The organism is Agromyces sp. NPDC058110 (genome assembly GCF_042884735.1).
GTDB lineage: Bacteria > Actinomycetota > Actinomycetes > Actinomycetales > Microbacteriaceae > Agromyces.
Map to the genome: position 1 here is coordinate 330,880 of NZ_JBHVTI010000001.1, position 18,457 is coordinate 349,336.

The 18,457-nt window shown below is 70.6% G+C and carries 15 protein-coding genes, 1 tRNA gene and 1 other RNA gene; 9 read left to right on the forward strand and 8 right to left on the reverse strand.

Annotated elements, in window-relative coordinates; genetic code table 11:
- Positions 1–38: 38 nt before the first annotated feature.
- The 4 genes from ACFVS8_RS01655 to aceE form a co-directional block, all read right to left on the reverse strand.
- Positions 39–1,043, reverse strand: a complete 1,005-nt coding sequence (locus tag ACFVS8_RS01655) for a beta-ketoacyl-ACP synthase III (protein ID WP_387056931.1) — start codon at positions 1,041–1,043, stop codon at positions 39–41.
- Positions 1,044–1,081: 38 nt separating this feature from the next.
- Positions 1,082–2,002 carry an ACP S-malonyltransferase gene (locus ACFVS8_RS01660; RefSeq protein WP_387056933.1) on the reverse strand — a complete coding sequence of 307 codons (921 nt, stop codon included), beginning with the start codon at positions 2,000–2,002 and terminating at the stop codon, positions 1,082–1,084.
- A 93-nt stretch (positions 2,003–2,095) separates the two neighbouring features.
- Positions 2,096–3,238 (reverse strand): PucR family transcriptional regulator, encoded by a 1,143-nt coding sequence (locus tag ACFVS8_RS01665; protein ID WP_387056935.1) that lies wholly within the window; start codon positions 3,236–3,238, stop codon positions 2,096–2,098.
- A gap of 67 nt (positions 3,239–3,305) precedes the next feature.
- The gene (aceE, locus tag ACFVS8_RS01670; protein WP_387056937.1) at positions 3,306–6,032 is read right to left on the reverse strand and encodes a pyruvate dehydrogenase (acetyl-transferring), homodimeric type; all 2,727 of its coding nucleotides are present in this window, start codon (positions 6,030–6,032) and stop codon (positions 3,306–3,308) included.
- 171 nt (positions 6,033–6,203) lie between these two features.
- On the opposite strand from aceE, the gene ACFVS8_RS01675 reads away from it, so the two are divergent.
- The 5 genes from ACFVS8_RS01675 to rnpB all read left to right on the forward strand — a co-directional run bounded on the left by ACFVS8_RS01675 (position 6,204) and on the right by rnpB (position 8,915).
- Positions 6,204–6,671, forward strand: a complete 468-nt coding sequence (locus ACFVS8_RS01675) for a peroxiredoxin (RefSeq protein ID WP_387056939.1) — start codon at positions 6,204–6,206, stop codon at positions 6,669–6,671.
- A 108-nt stretch (positions 6,672–6,779) separates the two neighbouring features.
- Positions 6,780–6,855: transfer RNA gene (locus tag ACFVS8_RS01680), tRNA-Val, on the forward strand.
- A gap of 54 nt (positions 6,856–6,909) precedes the next feature.
- Positions 6,910–7,740, forward strand: a complete 831-nt coding sequence (locus tag ACFVS8_RS01685; protein WP_387056941.1) for a Nif3-like dinuclear metal center hexameric protein — start codon at positions 6,910–6,912, stop codon at positions 7,738–7,740.
- Positions 7,741–7,777: 37 nt separating this feature from the next.
- Entirely contained in the window at positions 7,778–8,515 is a 738-nt protein-coding gene (locus tag ACFVS8_RS01690) for a zinc ribbon domain-containing protein (protein WP_387056943.1), read from the forward strand.
- Between the two features lie 24 nt (positions 8,516–8,539).
- Positions 8,540–8,915, forward strand: an RNA gene (gene rnpB / locus ACFVS8_RS01695) — RNase P RNA component class A.
- 64 nt (positions 8,916–8,979) lie between these two features.
- Here rnpB and ppgK read toward each other — a convergent pair.
- The gene (gene ppgK / locus ACFVS8_RS01700) at positions 8,980–9,735 is read right to left on the reverse strand and encodes a polyphosphate--glucose phosphotransferase (protein WP_387056945.1); all 756 of its coding nucleotides are present in this window, start codon (positions 9,733–9,735) and stop codon (positions 8,980–8,982) included.
- A gap of 35 nt (positions 9,736–9,770) precedes the next feature.
- Entirely contained in the window at positions 9,771–10,634 is an 864-nt protein-coding gene (map, locus tag ACFVS8_RS01705) for a type I methionyl aminopeptidase (protein ID WP_387056947.1), read from the reverse strand.
- Between the two features lie 12 nt (positions 10,635–10,646).
- Here map and ACFVS8_RS01710 point away from each other — a divergent pair, with 12 nt between their 5' ends.
- Positions 10,647–10,832 carry an SPOR domain-containing protein gene (locus ACFVS8_RS01710; RefSeq protein ID WP_387056949.1) on the forward strand — a complete coding sequence of 62 codons (186 nt, stop codon included), beginning with the start codon at positions 10,647–10,649 and terminating at the stop codon, positions 10,830–10,832.
- Between the two features lie 39 nt (positions 10,833–10,871).
- Here ACFVS8_RS01710 and panB read toward each other — a convergent pair whose 3' ends face one another.
- Positions 10,872–11,777: a 3-methyl-2-oxobutanoate hydroxymethyltransferase gene (panB, locus tag ACFVS8_RS01715; RefSeq protein WP_387056951.1), complete on the reverse strand. Its 906-nt coding sequence runs from the start codon at positions 11,775–11,777 to the stop codon at positions 10,872–10,874.
- A gap of 86 nt (positions 11,778–11,863) precedes the next feature.
- Here panB and glnA (ACFVS8_RS01720) point away from each other — a divergent pair, with 86 nt between their 5' ends.
- Entirely contained in the window at positions 11,864–13,201 is a 1,338-nt protein-coding gene (gene glnA, locus ACFVS8_RS01720) for a type I glutamate--ammonia ligase (protein ID WP_387056953.1), read from the forward strand.
- Between the two features lie 10 nt (positions 13,202–13,211).
- Positions 13,212–16,232, forward strand: coding sequence for a bifunctional [glutamine synthetase] adenylyltransferase/[glutamine synthetase]-adenylyl-L-tyrosine phosphorylase (locus ACFVS8_RS01725; protein WP_387056955.1), 3,021 nt, complete (start codon positions 13,212–13,214; stop codon positions 16,230–16,232).
- A 128-nt stretch (positions 16,233–16,360) separates the two neighbouring features.
- On the opposite strand, the gene glnA (ACFVS8_RS01730) is transcribed toward ACFVS8_RS01725, so the two are convergent.
- The gene (gene glnA / locus ACFVS8_RS01730; protein WP_387056957.1) at positions 16,361–17,785 is read right to left on the reverse strand and encodes a type I glutamate--ammonia ligase; all 1,425 of its coding nucleotides are present in this window, start codon (positions 17,783–17,785) and stop codon (positions 16,361–16,363) included.
- 148 nt (positions 17,786–17,933) lie between these two features.
- Here glnA (ACFVS8_RS01730) and ACFVS8_RS01735 point away from each other — a divergent pair, with 148 nt between their 5' ends.
- Complete coding sequence (locus ACFVS8_RS01735; protein ID WP_387056959.1) at positions 17,934–18,368, forward strand: RDD family protein; 435 nt, start codon at positions 17,934–17,936, stop codon at positions 18,366–18,368.
- The last annotated feature ends 89 nt before the right edge of the window (positions 18,369–18,457 follow it).

Here is an 18,457-nt window from a genome sequence, read left to right on the forward strand (position 1 = left end):
TGACCGAGAGTCAGTCTAGATGGACAGGGGTCGGCGGTTCAGGGCAGAACCACCACTTGGGCGCCGAACACGAGGCCGGCGCCGAAGCCGATCTGGAGGGCGAGGCCTCCGGAAAGCTCGGGGTGCTCTTCGAGCAGGCGGTGCGTCGCGAGCGGGATGGATGCCGCGGACGTGTTGCCCGTCGTGGCGATGTCGCGTGCGATGGCGACCGTCTCGGGCAGCTTCAGCTGCTTGGCGAACTCGTCGATGATGCGCATGTTCGCCTGGTGGGGGATGAACGCGGCGAGGTCGGCGCTGGTAACGCCCGCGGCGTCGAGCGCCTGCTTGGCGACCTTCGCCATGTCCCAGACGGCCCAGCGGAACACGGTCTGACCCTCCTGGCGGAGCGTCGGCCACTCGGCGGAGCCGTCGCGGAAGTCGACCAGGGTGGAGTTCATGCCGACCGCACCGGCCTTCGACCCGTCGGAGCCCCAGACCGTCCGGGCGATGCCCGGGAAGTCGCTCGGCCCGATGACCACGGCGCCTGCGCCGTCGCCGAGCAGGAACGAGATCGTGCGGTCGGTCGGGTCGACGACGTCGGAGAGCTTCTCGGCGCCGATCACGAGCGCGTAGTGCGCGACGCCCGTGCGGATGAGCGCGTCGGCCTGCGCCACGGCGTAGGCGTAGCCCGCGCAGGCGGCGTTCGCGTCGTAGGCCGCTGCGGGGTTCGCGCCGACCCGGTCGGCGACGACGGCCGCCATCGACGGCGTCTGCTGCACGTTCGAGATGGTCGCGACGATCACGAGGTCGATGAGCTCGGGCGCGACGCCCGACTTCTCGATTGCCTCGCGCGCAGCGTCGGTGGCCAGGTCGAGCGCCGAGACGTCGGCGCCGGCGCGCGTGCGCGTGATGATGCCGGTGCGCTGCTGGATCCACTCGTCTGAGGAGTCGATCGGGCCGATGAGGTCGTCGTTCGGCACGGCGTTCTCGCCGCGGGCGGCGCCCACGGCGTAGATGCGCGTGTAGGCGGGGCCGTGGGACTGCTGCAGGGTGGGCTTGGTCATGTTCGACATTCTCTCGGTGCGTTCGGCCGTGCGGCGAATCAGGCGGCCTGCTCGATGAGCGCGATCGCGGCGGCCAGGTCGTCGGGGGTCTTCACGGCGACCGTGGGCACGCCCTTCAGCGCGCGCTTGGCGAGGCCGACGAGCGCGCCGGCCGGCGCGACCTCGATGATGCCCGTGACGCCCGCGTCGGCGAACGAGGCCATGCAGAGGTCCCAGCGCACGGGCGACGAGACCTGCCCGACGAGCAGGTCGACGAACTCGGTTCCGGATGCCACGACGCGGCCGTCGTTGTTGGTCCACAGGGTCTGCGCGGGGTCGGCGGGGTTCAGGGTCGCGGCGACGTCGGCGAGGTGCGCGACGGCCGGAGCCATGTAGCGCGTGTGGAACGCCCCGGCGACCTGCAGCGGGATCACGCGGGAGCCGGCGGGCGGCTCGGCCTTGAGCGTTTCGAGCGCGTCGAGCGCGCCGGCGACGACGATCTGGCCGCCGCCGTTGAAGTTGGCGGGCTCGAGGCCGAGCTCAGCGAGGCGGGCGAGCAGCGCGGACTCGTCGCCGCCGAGGACGGCGCTCATGCCGGTCGGCGTCTGCGCCGCGGCATCCGACATCGCGCGGCCGCGCTCACCGACGAAGCGCATCGCGTCGTCGGCCGACAGCACGCCCGCGCCGGCGGCCGCGGTGATCTCGCCGACCGAGTGTCCGGCGATGCCGCCGATGTTCTCGCGGCGGCCGTCGGCGAGCAGGGCGTCGAGCGTGAGCAGGCCGGCGGCGACGATGAGGGGCTGGGCCACCGCGGTGTCGCGGATGGCGTCGGCGTCGCTCTCGGTGCCGTGCAGCGCCAGGTCGACGCCGGCCGCGGCGGAGTAGGAGGCGAGTTGCTCGGCGCGCGAGGCGTCCTCGAGCCAGGGGGCGAGGAATCCGGGGGTCTGGGAGCCCTGACCAGGGCAGACGACGACGATCACGTCCCTAGTCTGCCAAGCCGGCGGGGCGGGCGTGTGTGCCGATGCGACAAGCTCTCGGAAAAAGCCTTGTGCGCGTCCCACAGCGGGCGCGGCTCAGGGGCGACGTCGTGTCGGGTTCTCGTGGTCGCTCATCGACCCGATGATGAGCGCGGACTGCAGGATGAGCGCCTCGCGCGCGCCCGTGGCGTCCCACCCGATGACGTCGGAGACGCGCTTCAGGCGGTAGCGCACGGTGTTCGGGTGCACGAAGAGCTCACGCGCCGTCGCCTCGAGCGAACGGCCGTTGTCGAGGTAGCTCCAGAGCGTGGTGAGCAGCTCGGTCGAATGCGCCTGCAACGGCCGATAGATGCGGTGCACGAGGGTCGCCCGGGCGAGTGGATCGCCCGCGAGCGCCCGCTCGGGCAGCAGGTCGTCGGCGTGCACCGGGCGCGGGGCGTGGCGCCACGACCGCGCCACTGCGAATCCGGCGAGTGCCGCCTTCGCGCTCTTCGACGCGTCGACGAGGTTCGGCACCTCGTGGCCCAGCACGAGGTGGCCCGGGCCGAAGTGGCCTTCGAGTGCCGTCGCGAACTCCATGAAGGTCATCGCGGGGGAGGTGCCGACCTCGTCGGGCTGGCGCCCGAGCTGCTCGGACCGCCCGATGACGAGCACGAGCCGGTTGCCCTGCACGCCGATGAGCACGTCGGCCTGCATGTGCCGGGCGACCCGGCGCACGTGGTCGACGTCGAGCTGCTTCGGTGCGGTGCCGACCAGCACCGCGACCTCGCCGTGGCCGTGCCAGCCGAGTGCCGCGATGCGGCTCGGCAGCTCGTCGTCGTACTCGCCGGAGAGGATCGAGTCCACCACGAGCGCCTCGAGCCTGGCGTCCCAGAGGCCGCGGGCCTCCGCGGCGCGGGCGTAGACGTCGGCCGCCGCGAAGGCGATCTCCCGCGAGTAGAGCAGGATCGCCTCCCGCAGGGGCTCGCCTCCGTCCTTCACGCGGTCCTCGACGACTTCGACCGTCACCCGGATGAGCTGCAGCGTCTGCTGCAGGCTCACCGAGCGGAGCAGTTCGCGAGGCGCCGCGCCGAACACGTCGGCGGCGATCCACGGCGTGGAGCGAGGGTCCTCGAACCAGGCGATGAACGACGAGATACCGGCCTGGGCGACCAGCCCGACCGCCGACCGCCGGCTGGGCGGCATGTCCCCGTACCAGGGCAGCGTGTCCTCCAGGCGCTTCAGCGTCTGGGTCGACAACTCACCCGCGATGGTTCGCAACCATGCGAGGGTCTCCGCCTTGGTACGGGGCTTCGCCACCTCCGGGTCAGCTCTCGCCGCCGGCGGAACCGGTGGTTCCGGCGTTGACGTCGTGCAGGCGGTACTTCTCGATGGCCTGCGCCGGCACCGAGCGGTCGATCTCGCCGCGGGCGACGAGCTGCTCGAGCGCGCGCACCACGACCGACGGGCCGTCGATCTTGAAGAAGCGACGGGCCGCCGCGCGCGTGTCGGAGAAGCCGAAGTCGTCGGCGCCGAGCGTCGCGAAGTCGCCAGGGACGTACGCGCGGATCTGGTCGGGCACGGCGTGCATGTAGTCCGACACGGCCACGAACGGACCGTTCGCGCCGGCCAGCTTGCTCGTGACGTACGGCACGCGCGCCTCGGCGTCGGGGTTCAGGAAGTTGTGCTCGTCGGCGGCGAGGCCGTCGCGACGGAGCTCGCTCCAGCTGGTGACCGACCAGACGTCGGCCGACACGCCCCAGTCCTCGGCGAGGAGCTGCTGCGCCTCGAGGGCCCACGGCACGGCGACGCCCGACGCGAGGATCTGCGCCGACGGGCCGGTGCCGTTGCCCGCCGCGACCTTGTGGATGCCGCGGAGGATGCCGTCGACGTCGACGCCCTCGGGCTCGGCGGGCTGCACGATCGGCTCGTTGTACACCGTGAGGTAGTACATGACGTTCGGGTCCTCGTGCTGGCCGCCGTACATGCGCTCGAGGCCCGCGCGCATGATGTGCCCGATCTCGTAGCCGTACGCGGGGTCGTAGGCGACCACGGCCGGGTTGGTCGACGCGAGCAGCGGGGAGTGCCCGTCGGCGTGCTGGAGGCCCTCGCCCGTGAGCGTGGTGCGACCGGCGGTCGCGCCGATGATGAAGCCGCGCGCCATCTGGTCGCCCGCCGCCCACATGGCGTCGCCCGTGCGCTGGAAGCCGAACATCGAGTAGAAGACGTAGACCGGGATGAGCGGCTCGCCCTGGGTCGCGTACGACGTGCCGATGTTCGTGAACGCCGCGAACGCGCCGGCCTCGTTGATGCCGACGTGCACGATCTGGCCCTGGGGGCTCTCCTTGTAGGCGAGCAGCAGTTCGCGGTCGACCGACGTGTAGTGCTGGCCGTTCGGGTTGTAGATCTTCGCGGTCGGGAAGAACGCGTCGATGCCGAAGGTGCGCGCCTCGTCGGGGATGATCGGCACGATGCGGTTGCCGAAGTCCTTCGAGCGGATCAGGTCCTTCAGCAGTCGCACGAACGCCATCGTGGTGGCGATCTCCTGCGTGCCGGAGCCCTTCTTGGCGATCGCGTAGGCCGAGTCGTCGGGCAGCGAGACCGCGACGTGCTTCGAGCGGCGCTCGGGCACGTAGCCGCCGAGCGCACGGCGGCGCTCCTGCAGGTACTGGATCGCCTCGTCGCCCTGACCCGGGTGGTAGTACGGGGGAAGGTAGGGGTTCTCCTCGAGCTGCGCGTCGGAGATCGGGATGCGCATCTCGTCGCGGAAGCCCTTGAGGTTGTCGAGCGTCAGCTTCTTCATCTGGTGGGTCGCGTTGCGGCCCTCGAAGCTCTTGCCGAGGCCGTAGCCCTTGATGGTCTTCGCGAGGATGACCGTGGGCTGGCCCTTGTGCTCGGTCGCGGCCTTGAACGCCGCGTAGATCTTGCGGTAGTCGTGGCCGCCGCGCTTGAGGCCCCAGACCTCGTCGTCGCTGAGGTGCGAGACGAGTTCGAGTGCGCGGGGGTCGCGGCCGAAGAAGTTCTCGCGCACGTAGGCGCCCGACTCCGTCTTGTAGGTCTGGTAGTCGCCGTCGGGCGTGACGTTCATGAGGTTGCGCAGGGCGCCGTCGTGGTCGGCGGCGAGCAGCGAGTCCCACTCGCGGCCCCACACCACCTTGATGACGTTCCAGCCGGCGCCTCGGAAGAAGCTCTCGAGCTCCTGGATGATCTTGCCGTTGCCGCGCACCGGGCCGTCGAGTCGCTGCAGGTTGCAGTTGATGACGAAGTTGAGGTTGTCGAGGCCCTCGTTCGCGGCGACCTGCAGCTGTCCGCGGCTCTCGACCTCGTCCATCTCGCCGTCGCCGAGGAACGCCCAGACCTGCTGGTCGGAGGCGTCCTTGATGCCGCGGTTGGTGAGGTACTTGTTGAGCTGCGCCTGGTAGATCGCGTTGATCGGGCCGAGGCCCATCGACACGGTCGGGAACTGCCAGAACTCGGGCATGAGGCGCGGGTGCGGGTACGACGAGAGCCCGTGGGGCGCACGCGACTTCTCCTGGCGGAAGCCGTCGAGGTCGGCGTCGCTCAGGCGGCCCTCGAGGAACGCGCGGGCGTACATGCCGGGGGAGGCGTGGCCCTGGAAGAAGACCTGGTCGCCGCCGCCGGGGTGGTCCTGGCCGCGGAAGAAGTGGTTGAGGCCCACCTCGTAGAGCGACGCGGCGCCCGCGTAGGTCGAGATGTGGCCGCCGACCGCGATGTCGGGCCGCTGCGCGCGGTGCACGAGCACGGCGGCGTTCCAGCGGAGCCAGGCGCGGTAGCGGCGCTCGATGTCCTCGTCGCCGGGGAACTCGGGCTCGTTCTCGGGAGCGATCGTGTTCAGGTAGTCGGTGGTCGGCACCATCGGCACGCCCAGGTGCAGCTCCTTCGAGCGCTTGAGCAGGCTCAGCATGATCTCGCGACCGCGCTGATGGCCCTTCTCGCTCACGAGCGCATCGAGGGATTCGGCCCACTCGGATGTCTCGTCGGGGTCGGAATCCATGGCCTCGACGGAGTAGGGGTCCTGGTCGTTGACAGTCACAGTCGACCTTTCTCTACGGCAGTTTCTGCCGGGCGCATCTGTTGCGCGCGCACGACGAACGGCCGGGTTTTCGACCGATCACACTTGGACATACTAGTGACATTCCAACAACGTTTCGGCCGGGTACGCTGTGCCTTCGCTCAGCGTTCCACAAAGCAGAGGAGAGAACGGATGCCACTGCCCACCGGCGCCCGCGCCCCCGGGTTCGAGCTGGTCGACCAGCTCGGCCAGACGGTCCGCCTGGCCGACCGCCTGGCGGCCGGACCGGTCGTGCTCGTGTTCTTCCCGCTCGCGTTCTCGCGCACCTGCGAGGGCGAGCTGTGCGCGCTCCGCGACGATCTCCGGCTCTTCGACGACGCCGGCGTCCAGCTGCTCGGCGTCTCCGTCGACTCGAAGTTCGCACTCCGCGCCTGGGCCGAGGAGCAGGGATACGGATTCCCGCTGCTCTCGGACTTCTGGCCGCACGGCGAGGTCGCCCGGGCGTACGACGCGTTCCTCGACGAGCGCGGGTACGCCGCCAGGGCCACCTTCGTCATCGACCTCGACGGCGTGATCCGCGCGAGCTTCGCGACGGGCCCGGGCGAGGCCAGGAGCCTCGAGCAGTACCGCGAGGCGCTCACGGCGCTGGACGGCCACTGAGGCGGCCGGCCCGCACGGCGTCGCACGAGTCGCGATCCGGCACCCGCGGCATCCGTCGGGTGCGCTGCGGAACGCACGATAGCATGGCGGATGCGTCGCTCACGCGGCGGGCCTTTAGCTCAGTTGGTAGAGCGCCACGTTTACACCGTGGATGTCGTCGGTTCGAGCCCGGCAGGGCCCACCATCGCGGTGTCGGCCCGGCAGGCCGTCGCCCTGACGGCGACGGTAGGCTTGGCACGTGCCCGCTGCCCTCGCCGACGTCCTCTCCTCGATCGAACGGCTGTGGCCTGCCGCGGGCGCGGAGGCGTGGGACTCGGTGGGCCTCGTCACGGGCGATCCTCGTGCGACGGTGCAGCGCGTGCTCCTCACGGTCGACGCCGTCGGCGAGACCGTCGACGAGGCGCTGGAGTGGGGCGCCGATCTCATCATCGCCCACCACCCGCTGCTGCTCCGCGGAGTCACCACGGTCGCCGAGGACCGCTACAAGGGGTCGATCCTCGCTCGGCTGATCCGGGCCGACTGCGCGCTCGTGGCGGCGCACACGAACGCCGACGTCGTCGAGCGCGGCACCTCCGCGGTGCTCGCCCAGCGCATCGGGCTGGTCGACGCGCGCCCCATCGTGCCGAGCGCCGGCCCCGGTGCCGCTGAAGGCCACGGGCTCGGGCGCGTCGGCCGCCTCGCACAGCCGACCACGCTCGGCAGCCTCGCGCGGCAGCTGGCCGAGGTGCTGCCCCCGACGGCCACCGGCGTCCGCGTCGCGGGCGGCTTCGACGACCCCGTCGAGACCGTCGCCGTCTGCGGCGGCGCAGGCGATTCGCTGCTCGGCGACCCCGCCGTGCGCGCCGCCGACGCCTACATCACCGCCGATCTGCGGCACCACCCGGCATCCGAATCGCGCGAGCAGTCCCGGCTCGGAGGCGGCCCCGCGCTCCTCGACGTCTCGCACTGGGCGAGCGAATGGCTGTGGCTGGATGCCGCGGCCGCCCAACTGGCAGACGCCCACCCCGATCTCGAGCTCCGCGTGAGCGAGCTCCGCACCGACCCCTGGGACTTCCAGGTCGTGCAATGATGACCACTCCCACCGCGAATCCCACAAGGAGCACCACGTGAAGGCAAGCCCCGCCGACCAGCAGCACCTCCTGCGCCTCCAGGCCGTCGACACCCGACTGGCGCAGATCGCGCATCGGCTCGGCAGCCTGCCCCAGTCGGCTCCGATCGCCGAACTCGCGGCCCGCGACTCCGCGGTGCGCTCGCGTCGCGCCGAGGCGCAGGGCTCGCTCGAAGACGCGCGTGCCGAGCTCAAGCGCATCGAGTCCGACGTCGCGGTCGTCGAGGCGCGCATCGCGCGCGACAGCGACCGCCTGCAGCACACGTCCTCCACGAAGGACGTGGCGGCCCTCGACTCCGAGCTCGTGTCGCTGCGCAAGCGGCTCTCCGATCTCGAAGACCAGGAGCTCTTCGTCATGGAGCGCGTCGAGGCGGCCGAGGGCGTCGTAGCCGGCATCGACGGCGAGCGCGCCGGCATCGCGGCCGAGACGGCGACCCTCGAGGCCGAGCGCGACGAGGCATCCGCCGGACTCGTGGTCGAGCGCGACGGCGCCGAGCGCGACCGCGTGGTCGTCGCCGGCGAGGTGCCCGCCGAGCTGCTCGCGTTCTACGAGCAGCGCCGCGCCCGCGGTGCGGGCGTGGGCGCTTCACTGCTGCGCCAGCGCACCTGCGGCGGCTGCACCATGACGCTCACCGGCTCCGACCTCGAGACCGTGCGCCGCGCCGCGCCCGACGAGGTGCTGCTGTGCCCCGAGTGCGACCGCATCCTCGTGCGCACCGACGAGTCGGGCATCTGAGGCCTGTACGCTTGAGCGTGTGAGCGGGTCGGCAAGACGGCCGCGTCATCCGAGCGATCGGATGCCGAGGAACGTCCGGGCTCCGCAGGGCAGGACGGTGGGTAACGCCCACCCGGGGCAACCCGCGAGACAGTGCCACAGAAAGCAGACCGCCGAGGGCTTCGGCCCTCGGTAAGGGTGAAACGGTGGGGTAAGAGCCCACCAGCGGCCGCGGCGACGCGGCCGGCTCGGTAAACCTCGTCCGGAGCAAGGCCAGACAGAACACCATGGGGCTGCCCGTCCCGTGTTCGGGTAGGCCGCTGGAGGGGCACGGCAACGTGTCTCCGAGAGAGATGGTCGTCCAGCCGGTGTCGCGCAAGCGCCCGGTGAACAGAACCCGGCGTATCAGCCGGCCCGCTCACGCACACACGCCCGTCCGCCCGAGTCGCCCTCCGGCGGACGGGCGTGTCTGCGTGCTGTGCGACTCAGTCGAGTGCGAGTGCGGCTGCGCCGATGATGCCCGCGTTGTTGCGGTGCACGGCCGGCACGATCGGGGTCTTGAGGTCGAGCAGCGGCAGGAACTGCTCCTGGTGCTTCGAGACGCCGCCGCCGACCACGAACAGGTCGGGCGAGAAGATGAACTCCACGTGCGAGTAGTAGCGCTGCAGGCGCTTCGCCCAGTGCTTCCAGTCGAGGTCCTCGCGCTCCATGGCCGAGTACGCGGCCCGGTGCTCGGCGTCGTCGGAGTCGATCTCGAGGTGTCCGAGCTCGGAGTTCGGGATCAGCACGCCGTCGTAGATGAGCGCGGAGCCGATGCCGGTGCCGAGCGTGGTGAGGATCACGAGCCCGTCGACGCCTGCTGCGGCGCCGTACCGCAGCTCGGCCACGCCCGCGGCATCCGCGTCGTTGATGAAGTGGATGTCGCGGCCGAGCGCCTGCTCGAAGAGCTCCTCGGCGGGCAGGCCGATCCACTTCTTCGAGACGTTCGCCGCGGAGAGGGTGCGACCGCGCTTGACGATCGCCGGGAAGCAGACGCCGAGCGGCAGCCCCTCGAGGTCGAAGTCCGCGCCCACCTGCTCGAGCAGCTCGGTCGTCGAGGCGATGATGCCGTCGGGCTCGCCCCCTTCGGGAGTGAGGACCTTGCGTCGATCCGTCACCAGAGCGCCCGTCGTGAGATCGACGACCGCCCCCTTGATGCCCGTTCCGCCGATGTCGATCCCGATCGCGTGCTTGGTCGCCATGCCGCCACACTATCGCGGCGGGCCGCGAGGCTCGCTCAGGGGAGGGTGAGGATCTCCGCGCCGCGGTCGGTCACGACGAGCGTGTGCTCGAACTGCGCCGTCAGCGAGCGGTCGCGCGTGACGACCGTCCAGTCGTCGGCCCACACGTCCCATTCGATCGCGCCGAGCGTGAGCATCGGCTCGATGGTGAAGACCATGCCGGGCTCGATGACCGTGTCGTACTGCGGCGCGTCGTAGTGGGGGATCACGAGTCCGGTGTGGAAGGCGCGACCGACCCCGTGGCCCGTGTAGTCGCGCACGACCCCGTAGCCGAAGCGCTTGGCGTACGCCTCGATCGCGCGGCCGATGACGTTCACCTGCCGACCGGGGGCGACGGCGCGGATGCCGCGCGCGAGCGCCTCCCGCGTGCGCTCGACGAGCAGCGCCGCCTCCTCGCTCGCATCGCCGACGAGGAACGTGTGGTTGAGGTCGCCGTGGTACCCGTCGAGGTACGCGGTGACGTCGATGTTCACGAGGTCGCCGTCTTCGAGCACGGTGTCGTCGGGGATGCCGTGGCAGATGACCTCGTTCACCGAGGTGCACGAGGACTTCGGATAGCCGCGGTATCCGAGCGTCGACGGGTACGCGCCGTGCGAGACGACGAACTCGTGCGCGATGCGGTCGAGCTCGTCGGTCGTCACGCCCGGGCGGATCGCGGCCGAGGCGGCCTCGATCGCACGGGCGGCGATGCGGCCCGCCGCTCGGATGCGCTCGACCTCGTCGGGGGAGTACCGGTCTCCCGCGGTGTTCTGCGCGGGCGCCGCCCGGCCCACGTACTCGGGGCGGGCGATCGTCGACGGAACCTGGCGCGTCGGCGAGAGTCGTCCGGGAATCAGGTGGCCAGCGGCATCCTTCGGCATAGGATCAAGCCTATGGCCGAGGACATCGAACACCGGTTCTGGTACAACCTCAAGACGGGCGCCGTCGAGCAGGGCTTCCAATCGCCCTCCGTCGATCGTGCCGGCCCGTTCGACACGCGCGAAGAGGCCGAGCACGCGCTCGAGAAGCTCCGCGCGAACAGCGAGAAGTGGGCTGCGGAAGACGCAGCCGACGACTGAGTCGCCGCGCGCCGGGCTCGGCGGGGCGGCGCTCCCGCGTCACTCGTAGCTGTGCTCGGCGCTCGGGTACTCGCCGCTCGCGACGTCGTCGCGCCATTCGACGGCGGCCTTGCCGAGGATGCCCGCGAGGTCGGCGTACTGCCGCACGAACTTCGGCACGCGCCCCGTCGTGAGGCCCGCCCAGTCGGTCCACACCAGCAGCTGCCCGTCGGTGTGCGGGCCGGCTCCCACGCTGATCGTGGGGATGTCGAGGCGCTCGGTGACCTGGCGTGCCGCATCGGACGGCACCATCTCGAGCACGACGGCGAACGCACCGGCATCCTGCACCGCCTCGGCGTCGGCGAGCAGCTGCGCGACGCCCTCGCCGCGACCCTGGATGATGTGCCCGCCGAGGCCGTGCTCGCTCTGCGGCGTGTAGCCGATGTGCGCCATGACCGGGATGCCGGCCTGCACGACCCTGCGGATCTGCTCGGCGCTGCGGACGCCGCCCTCGAGTTTGACGGCGTGCGCCCCGGTCTCCTTCATGAACCGGATGGCGGTGTGCAGCGCCTCCTCGGCGCCCACCTCGTAGGAGCCGAAGGGCATGTCGGCGATGACGAACGCCCGCCTGACGGCCCCCGCGACGGCCCGCGTGAGCGGGATCAGCTCGTCGACGGTGACGGGCAGCGTGGTCTCGTAGCCGAACACGTTGTTGCCCGACGAGTCGCCGACGAGCAGGAAGTCGATGCCGGCCTCGTCGAAGATTCGAGCGGTGAGCTGGTCGTAGCTCGTGAGGCCCGTGATCTTGATGCCGTCGCGCTTGGCGTTCTGGAAGTGCCGGGTGCGCACCCGCTTGGGCCCGCCGGGGGCGGCACCGCCGTACGGCGTCGTCTCGGTGACCGGTTCGGCCTGCCCGGCCGCGCTCGGCTGGTCGGGGACGGCAGGGGCTCCAGGCTGCTCTGACATGTCGAAAGTCTCGCACACGTGCCGCGCCGAACGGCCCGCCGAGCGCTCGCTTACCGCTACCCTGAGTAGAGCGAGAGAGGGTGTGGATGGACAAGCAGCGTGACTTCGTTCTTCGGACGATCGAAGAGCGGGGGGTCAAGTTCGTCAGGCTCTGGTTCACCGACGTCGTCGGCACCCTCAAATCGGTGGCGATCGCCCCGGCCGAGGTAGAGGGCGCGTTCACCGAGGGCATCGGCTTCGACGGCTCGGCCATCGAGGGACTCAGCCGCACGTACGAGTCCGACCTGCTCGCCTACCCCGACCCGACCACCTTCCAGACGCTGCCGTGGCGGGGCGACATCGACCCCACCGCTCGCATGTTCTGCGACATCACGACGCCCGACGGCGAGCCGGCCGTGGCCGACCCGCGCAACGTGCTGAAGCGCACCCTCGCGCGCGCCGCCGATCGGGGCTTCACGTTCTACACGCATCCCGAGATCGAGTTCTACCTGCTCAAGTCGTCGAAGTTCGGTCCGGAGGGCCCGCAGCCCGTCGACTCGGCCGGCTACTTCGACAACGTGCCGGGCGGCACGGCGCACGACTTCCGTCGGCGCTCGGTGCGCATGCTCGAAGACCTCGGCATCTCGGTCGAGTTCAGCCACCACGAGGCGGGCCCCGGCCAGAACGAGATCGACCTGCGCTACGCCGACGCGCTCACGACGGCCGACAACATCATGACGTTCCGCACCGTGATCAAAGAGGTCGCGATCGAGCAGGGCGTCTACGCGACGTTCATGCCGAAGCCGTTCTCGCAGTTCCCCGGCAGCGGCATGCACACGCACCTCTCGCTGTTCGAGGGCGACGCGAACGCCTTCTACGAGGCCGGCTCCCAGTACCAGCTGTCGAAGATCGGCCGCCACTTCATCGCCGGCCTGCTGCGGCACGCGAACGAGATCTCCGCGGTCACGAACCAGTTCGTGAACTCCTACAAGCGCCTCTGGGGCGGCGACGAGGCGCCCAGCTTCATCTGCTGGGGTCACAACAACCGTTCGGCGCTCGTGCGCGTGCCGCTCTACAAGCCCAACAAGGGCCAGAGCGCCCGCGTCGAGTACCGGGCCATCGACTCGGCGGCCAACCCGTACCTCGCGTTCTCGCTGCTGCTCGCCGCCGGCATGAAGGGCATCGAGGAGGGCTACGAGCTGCCGGCCGAGGCCGAAGACGATGTCTGGGCCCTGACCGACAGCGAGCGCCGTGCGCTCGGGTACAACCCGCTGCCCGCGAGCCTCGACCATGCGATCGAGTACATGGAGGAGTCCGAGCTGGTCGCCGAGACGCTCGGCGAGCAGGTCTTCAACTACGTGCTCGCGAACAAGCGCTCCGAGTGGCGCGACTACCGCTCGCAGGTCACGCCGTTCGAGCTGCAGCGCAACCTCGAGATCCTCTGACGCGCTCCGGATGTCACGCCAAGCACCAACCCTCGGTCGTCTTGCGCGTGCCGGGTTCGACGACCTCTCCGCTGCTGCAGCCAGGCTGGAGTCACTCGCGACGCTGACCGGCCTCGACGAGGAGCACCTCCTCGTGGCGTTTGGCAACGCGGCCGATCCCGACGAGGCGCTCGTCGCCACCGAGCGCCTGCACGCGCGCGCTCCGCACGAGGTCGCCGCGGTGCTCGCGCCCGCGGCGTCCGCCGAGCGGTTCGCCCGGCTCGTGGGCGGATCGCGGGGCTTCGCGGACTTCCTGCTGCGGCATCCGTCCGAGATGGCGCTCCTCCAGGAGGTCCCGGGCCCGCCGCTGTCGGCCGACGAGGCGCGCGGGCTCCTGCTCGCGACCGTCGAGGGAGCCTGGGCTGCCGCGCCGGGCTCGCAGGATCGCGTCACCTCGGCGCTCCGCGTGCGGTACCGGAGCCTCCTCGCGCGCATCGCGGTGTACGACTTCACCAGGGTCGACGCGGTCGATGCCGTCGAGACCGTCGCGGCGGGCCTCGCCGACCTCGCCGGAGCCACGCTCGATGCGGCGCTGGCGGCGGCGCGGCTGCTCGCCTCGCGGGTCGACGGCGCGCCCGCTGCGCCCGGAATGTACCCGGCCGACGAGGTCGCGGCCTCCGCCCTCGCGATCATCGGCATGGGCAAGGCCGGCGCCCGCGAGCTCAACTACGTCAGCGACGTCGACGTGATCTTCGTGGGGGAGTCCGTCGACGAAGAGGTCGTCTCGACCCCGCGCGCGCTCGAGATCGCGACCCGCCTCGCCATGCTGACGATGCGCATCATCTCCGAGCCGGGCATCGAACCCCCGCTCTGGGAGGTCGATCCGAACCTCAGGCCCGAGGGAAAAGACGGCGCGCTCGTGCGCACGCTCGACTCGCACCTGCAGTACTACGACCGCTGGGCCAAGAGCTGGGAGTTCCAGGCGCTGCTGAAGGCACGGCCCCTCGCAGGCGATGCCGAGCTCGGCGCCCGGTATGCGGCGGGCGTGGCACCCAAGGTCTGGACGAGCTCGGGTCGCGACGGCTTCGTCGAGTCCGTGCAGCGCATGCGCGAGCGCGTCACCGAGCACATCCCGGCCGACGAGGTCGCCGTGCAGCTCAAGCTCGGGCCGGGCGGCCTGCGCGACATCGAGTTCACGGTGCAGCTGCTGCAGCTCGTGCACGGCGCATCCGACGATGCGATCCACCAGAAGGGCACGCTCCCCGCGCTCGAGGCGCTGGCCGACAACGGCTACGTGGGTCGCGAGGAGGCCGCCGAGTTCTCGCGCGACTACCGACTGCTGCGGGTGCTCGAGCACCGCCTGCAGATGGAGCGGCTGCGTCGCACGCACCTCATGCCGCGCGACCCCGCCGGCCTCCGACGGCTCGCGCGCGCCTCGGGCATCGCGCCCGACGCGGATCGCCTGACCGAGGTCTGGCAGGCGACCAGGCAGCGCGTGCGAGGCCTGCACGAGCGGCTGTTCTACCGCCCGCTCCTCTCGGCGGTCGCCGCGCTGCCCGCCTCGGGGCTCGAACTCACGAGCGCCCAGGCCGAGGCGCGCCTGGCGGCGATCGGCTTCCGCGACCCCAAGGGCGCGCTCGCGCACATCGGTGCGCTGACCTCCGGTGTGTCGCGGCGCGCGCAGATCCAGCGCAACCTCATGCCCGTGCTCATCTCGTGGTTCTCCGAGGGCACCGACCCCGACTTCGGCCTGCTGTCGTTCCGCCGCCTGAGCGACACGCTCGGCACCACGCACTGGTATCTCGGGCTGCTGCGCGATTCATCCGACGCCGCCCTCAACCTCACGAAGGTGCTGTCGGGTTCGCGGTACGCGGCGAAGCTCCTCGAGCGCAGCCCCGAAGCCGTGGCGTGGCTCGAGGACCTCGACGAACTGCGTCCGCGATCGCTCGACGCGCTCCGCGAGGAGACTGCCGCCGTGCTGCAGCGCCACACCGATGCCGAGGCCGCGGCCAAGATCTTCCGCGCGATCCGCCGCCGCGAGGTGCTGCGGCTCGCGCTGGCCGCGATCCTCGACGTCTGCACCGTGCAGGAACTCGGCTGGGCGCTGAGCGACCTCACCGAGAACCACATCGCCGCGCTCGTGGCCGCGATCCGCGGTGACGCTCCCGACGGCATCGAGTTCGCCGTGATCGGCATGGGCCGATTCGGCGGTCGCGAGCTCGGCATCAGCAGCGACGCCGACATCATCTACGTCTACCGGGCGACGGATGCTGCGCCCGACGCCGCGCATTCGCAGGCGTTGCGCATCGTCGCCGAGCTCGTGCGACTGAGCGAAGACGCCCGACTGCCGTTCGAGCTCGATGCCGACCTGCGGCCCGAGGGACGCAACGGGGTGGTCGCCCGCTCGCTCGACGCCTACCGCGCCTACTACGCGAGGTGGTCGCTCACGTGGGAGGCGCAGGCGCTGCTCCGCGCGCGAGGCGTCGCCGGCGACCCCGCACTGCTCGCCGACTTCGCCGAGCTCGCCGACACCGTCCGCTACCCCGCGGAGATCTCGGATCAGGACGTGCGCGAGGTCAAGCGCATCAAGGCGCGCGTCGAGAACGAGCGGCTGCCGCAGGGCGCCGATCCCACGAGACACCTGAAGCTCGGCCGCGGTTCGCTGAGCGACGTGGAATGGTACGTGCAGCTGCTCCAGCTCGAGCACGCCGCGGCGGTACCGGCCCTGCGCACGACCTCGACGCTCGACGCACTCGACGCCGCGGTCGAGCATCGCCTCGTGGCCGAGCCCGACGCCGAGACCCTGCGCGGCGCATGGCTGCTCGCGTCACGGGCCAGGTCCGCCCTGACGCTCTGGCTCGAGCGCACGAGCGACGTGCTGCCGGTCGAGCGCACCCAGCTCGAGGGCGTCGCCCGGATCATGGGATACCCGCCCGGATCGGCGACGCAGCTCGAGCACGACTACCTCGCGGTGACGCGTCGGGCGCGCGCTGTGTTCGAGCGCGGCTTCTACGGCCTCGAGCAGCAGCGCCGCGAGCCCACCTCGGGCTGAGCCCGATGCACGGCGGCCCGCTGACCGAGGCCGTAGAAGCCGCGACCTCCGTCGCCGAACGGCGGAACGGCCCGCATCGCCGAAGCGATGCGGGCCGTTCCTGTGGGGTCCGCAGGGGGGTGCGGAGATCAGACGCCGTAGTAGAGCTCGAACTCGAACGGGTGGGGACGCTGAGCCAGCGGCTTCAGCTCCTTCTCGCGCTTGTAGTCGATCCAGGTCTCGATGAGCTCCTTGGTGAACACGCCGCCCTCGAGGAGGAAGTCGTGGTCGGCCTCGAGCGCGTCGAGCACGGCGTCGAGCGAACCCGGCACCTGGGGGATCGTCTTGGCCTCCTCGGGCGGGAGCTCGTAGAGGTCCTTGTCGACGGGCTCGTGCGGCTCGATGCGGTTCTTGATGCCGTGGAGGCCGGCCATGAGCTGCGCGGCGAAGGCGAGGTACGGGTTGCCCGAGGCATCCGGCGCACGGAACTCGATGCGCTTGGCCTTGGGGTTCGTGCCCGTGATCGGGATCCGGATCGCAGCCGAGCGGTTGCCGGCCGAGTAGACCAGGTTGACGGGAGCCTCGAAGCCGGGAACGAGGCGGTGGTACGAGTTCACCGTCGGGTTCGTGAAGGCGAGCAGCGCCGGAGCGTGCTTGAGGATGCCGCCGATGTACCAGCGTGCGATGTCGGACAGGCCGCCGTAGCCGGCCTCGTCGTAGAAGAGCGGCTTGCCGTCGCTCCAGAGCGACTGGTGCGTGTGCATGCCCGAGCCGTTGTCGCCGAAGAGGGGCTTCGGCATGAACGTGGCGGACTTGCCCCACTGCTCGGCCGTGTTCTTGACGATGTACTTGAACTTCAGGATGTCGTCGGCCGCGTGCACCATGGTGTCGAAGCGGTAGTTGATCTCCTGCTGGCCGCCGGTGCCCACCTCGTGGTGCGAGCGCTCGAGCACGAAGCCTGCCTCGATGAGGTTGAGCGTGATGTCGTCGCGCAGGTCGGCCGTCTTGTCGACGGGCGAGACCGGGAAGTAGCCGCCCTTGTACGCCGTCTTGTTGCCGAGGTTGCCGCCCTCTTCGACGCGGCCCGAGTTCCAGGCGCCCTCTTCGGAGTCGATCGAGTAGGAGCTCGAGTGCTGGTTGATCTCGTAGCGCACGTCGTCGAAGATGTAGAACTCGGCCTCGGGGGCGAAGAACGCGGTGTCGGCGATGCCGGTCGACGCGAGGTACTTCTCGGCCTTCTTGGCGACCTGACGCGGGTCCTTCGAGTAGATCTCGCCGTTGCGCGGGTTGTAGATGTCGAAGATCATCACGAGCGTGCGCGCAGTGCGGAACTGATCGATGTACGCGGTGGTCACGTCGGGGATGAGCTGCATGTCGGACTCGTGGATGTTCGCGAAGCCGCGAATCGAGGAGCCGTCGAAGAGCTGGCCGACCGTGAAGAACTCCTCGTCGACAGTCGACGCCGGGATGTTGAAGTGCTGCTGCACACCCGGGAGGTCGGTGAAGCGGATGTCGAGGAACTTGACATCCGTCTCCTTGATGAACTTGAGCACTTCAGAGGAATCACTGAACATGGGGTGGAATCTCCAAGGGGGCGAGTTGAACCGGCGAGGCCGGACGGACGTGCACAGCCGTAGTCGACCGTACCGAGTGGTGGTTACCCGGCCATGACGCCATTGTTTCAGACGTGTTACGCAGCGTGCGCCTCGGTAGAATCGACGGATGCCTGACGCGACGCCCACGACCTTCGGCCAACTCGAACCCAGCCGGTGGCCGGGCGAGCGGCTCGGGCTCCCCGACGAGGGCCCGAACTCGGTCGGTCGCGTCGGGCGACGCATCGTCGCGCTCCTCATCGACTGGGGCGTCGCGATCCTGATCGCGCTGCTGTTCGCCCCCTACAGCTCGCTGCTGCACTCGTGGCTCACGCTCGGCATCTTCGTGCTCATGCAGGTCGTGTTCATCCCGACCATCGGCGGCAGCGTCGGGCACCGACTGATGGGCCTGCGCATCATCCCGATCGCCGGCGGATGGGTCGGCCTCTGGCGCCCAGTCGTGCGCACGCTGCTGCTCGCGATCGTCGTGCCCGCGCTCGTGTGGGACTCCGACCAGCGCGGCTTCCACGACAAGGTCGCCGGAACGGTGCTGGTCCGGGCCTGAGGCCTGGCAGGTCGGCCCCGGCGTCGTCCGGACCGCGACCCGAGCCCGCGGGCGCCTGGATGCTGCGGGTACGCGGCCGCCCGCGGCAT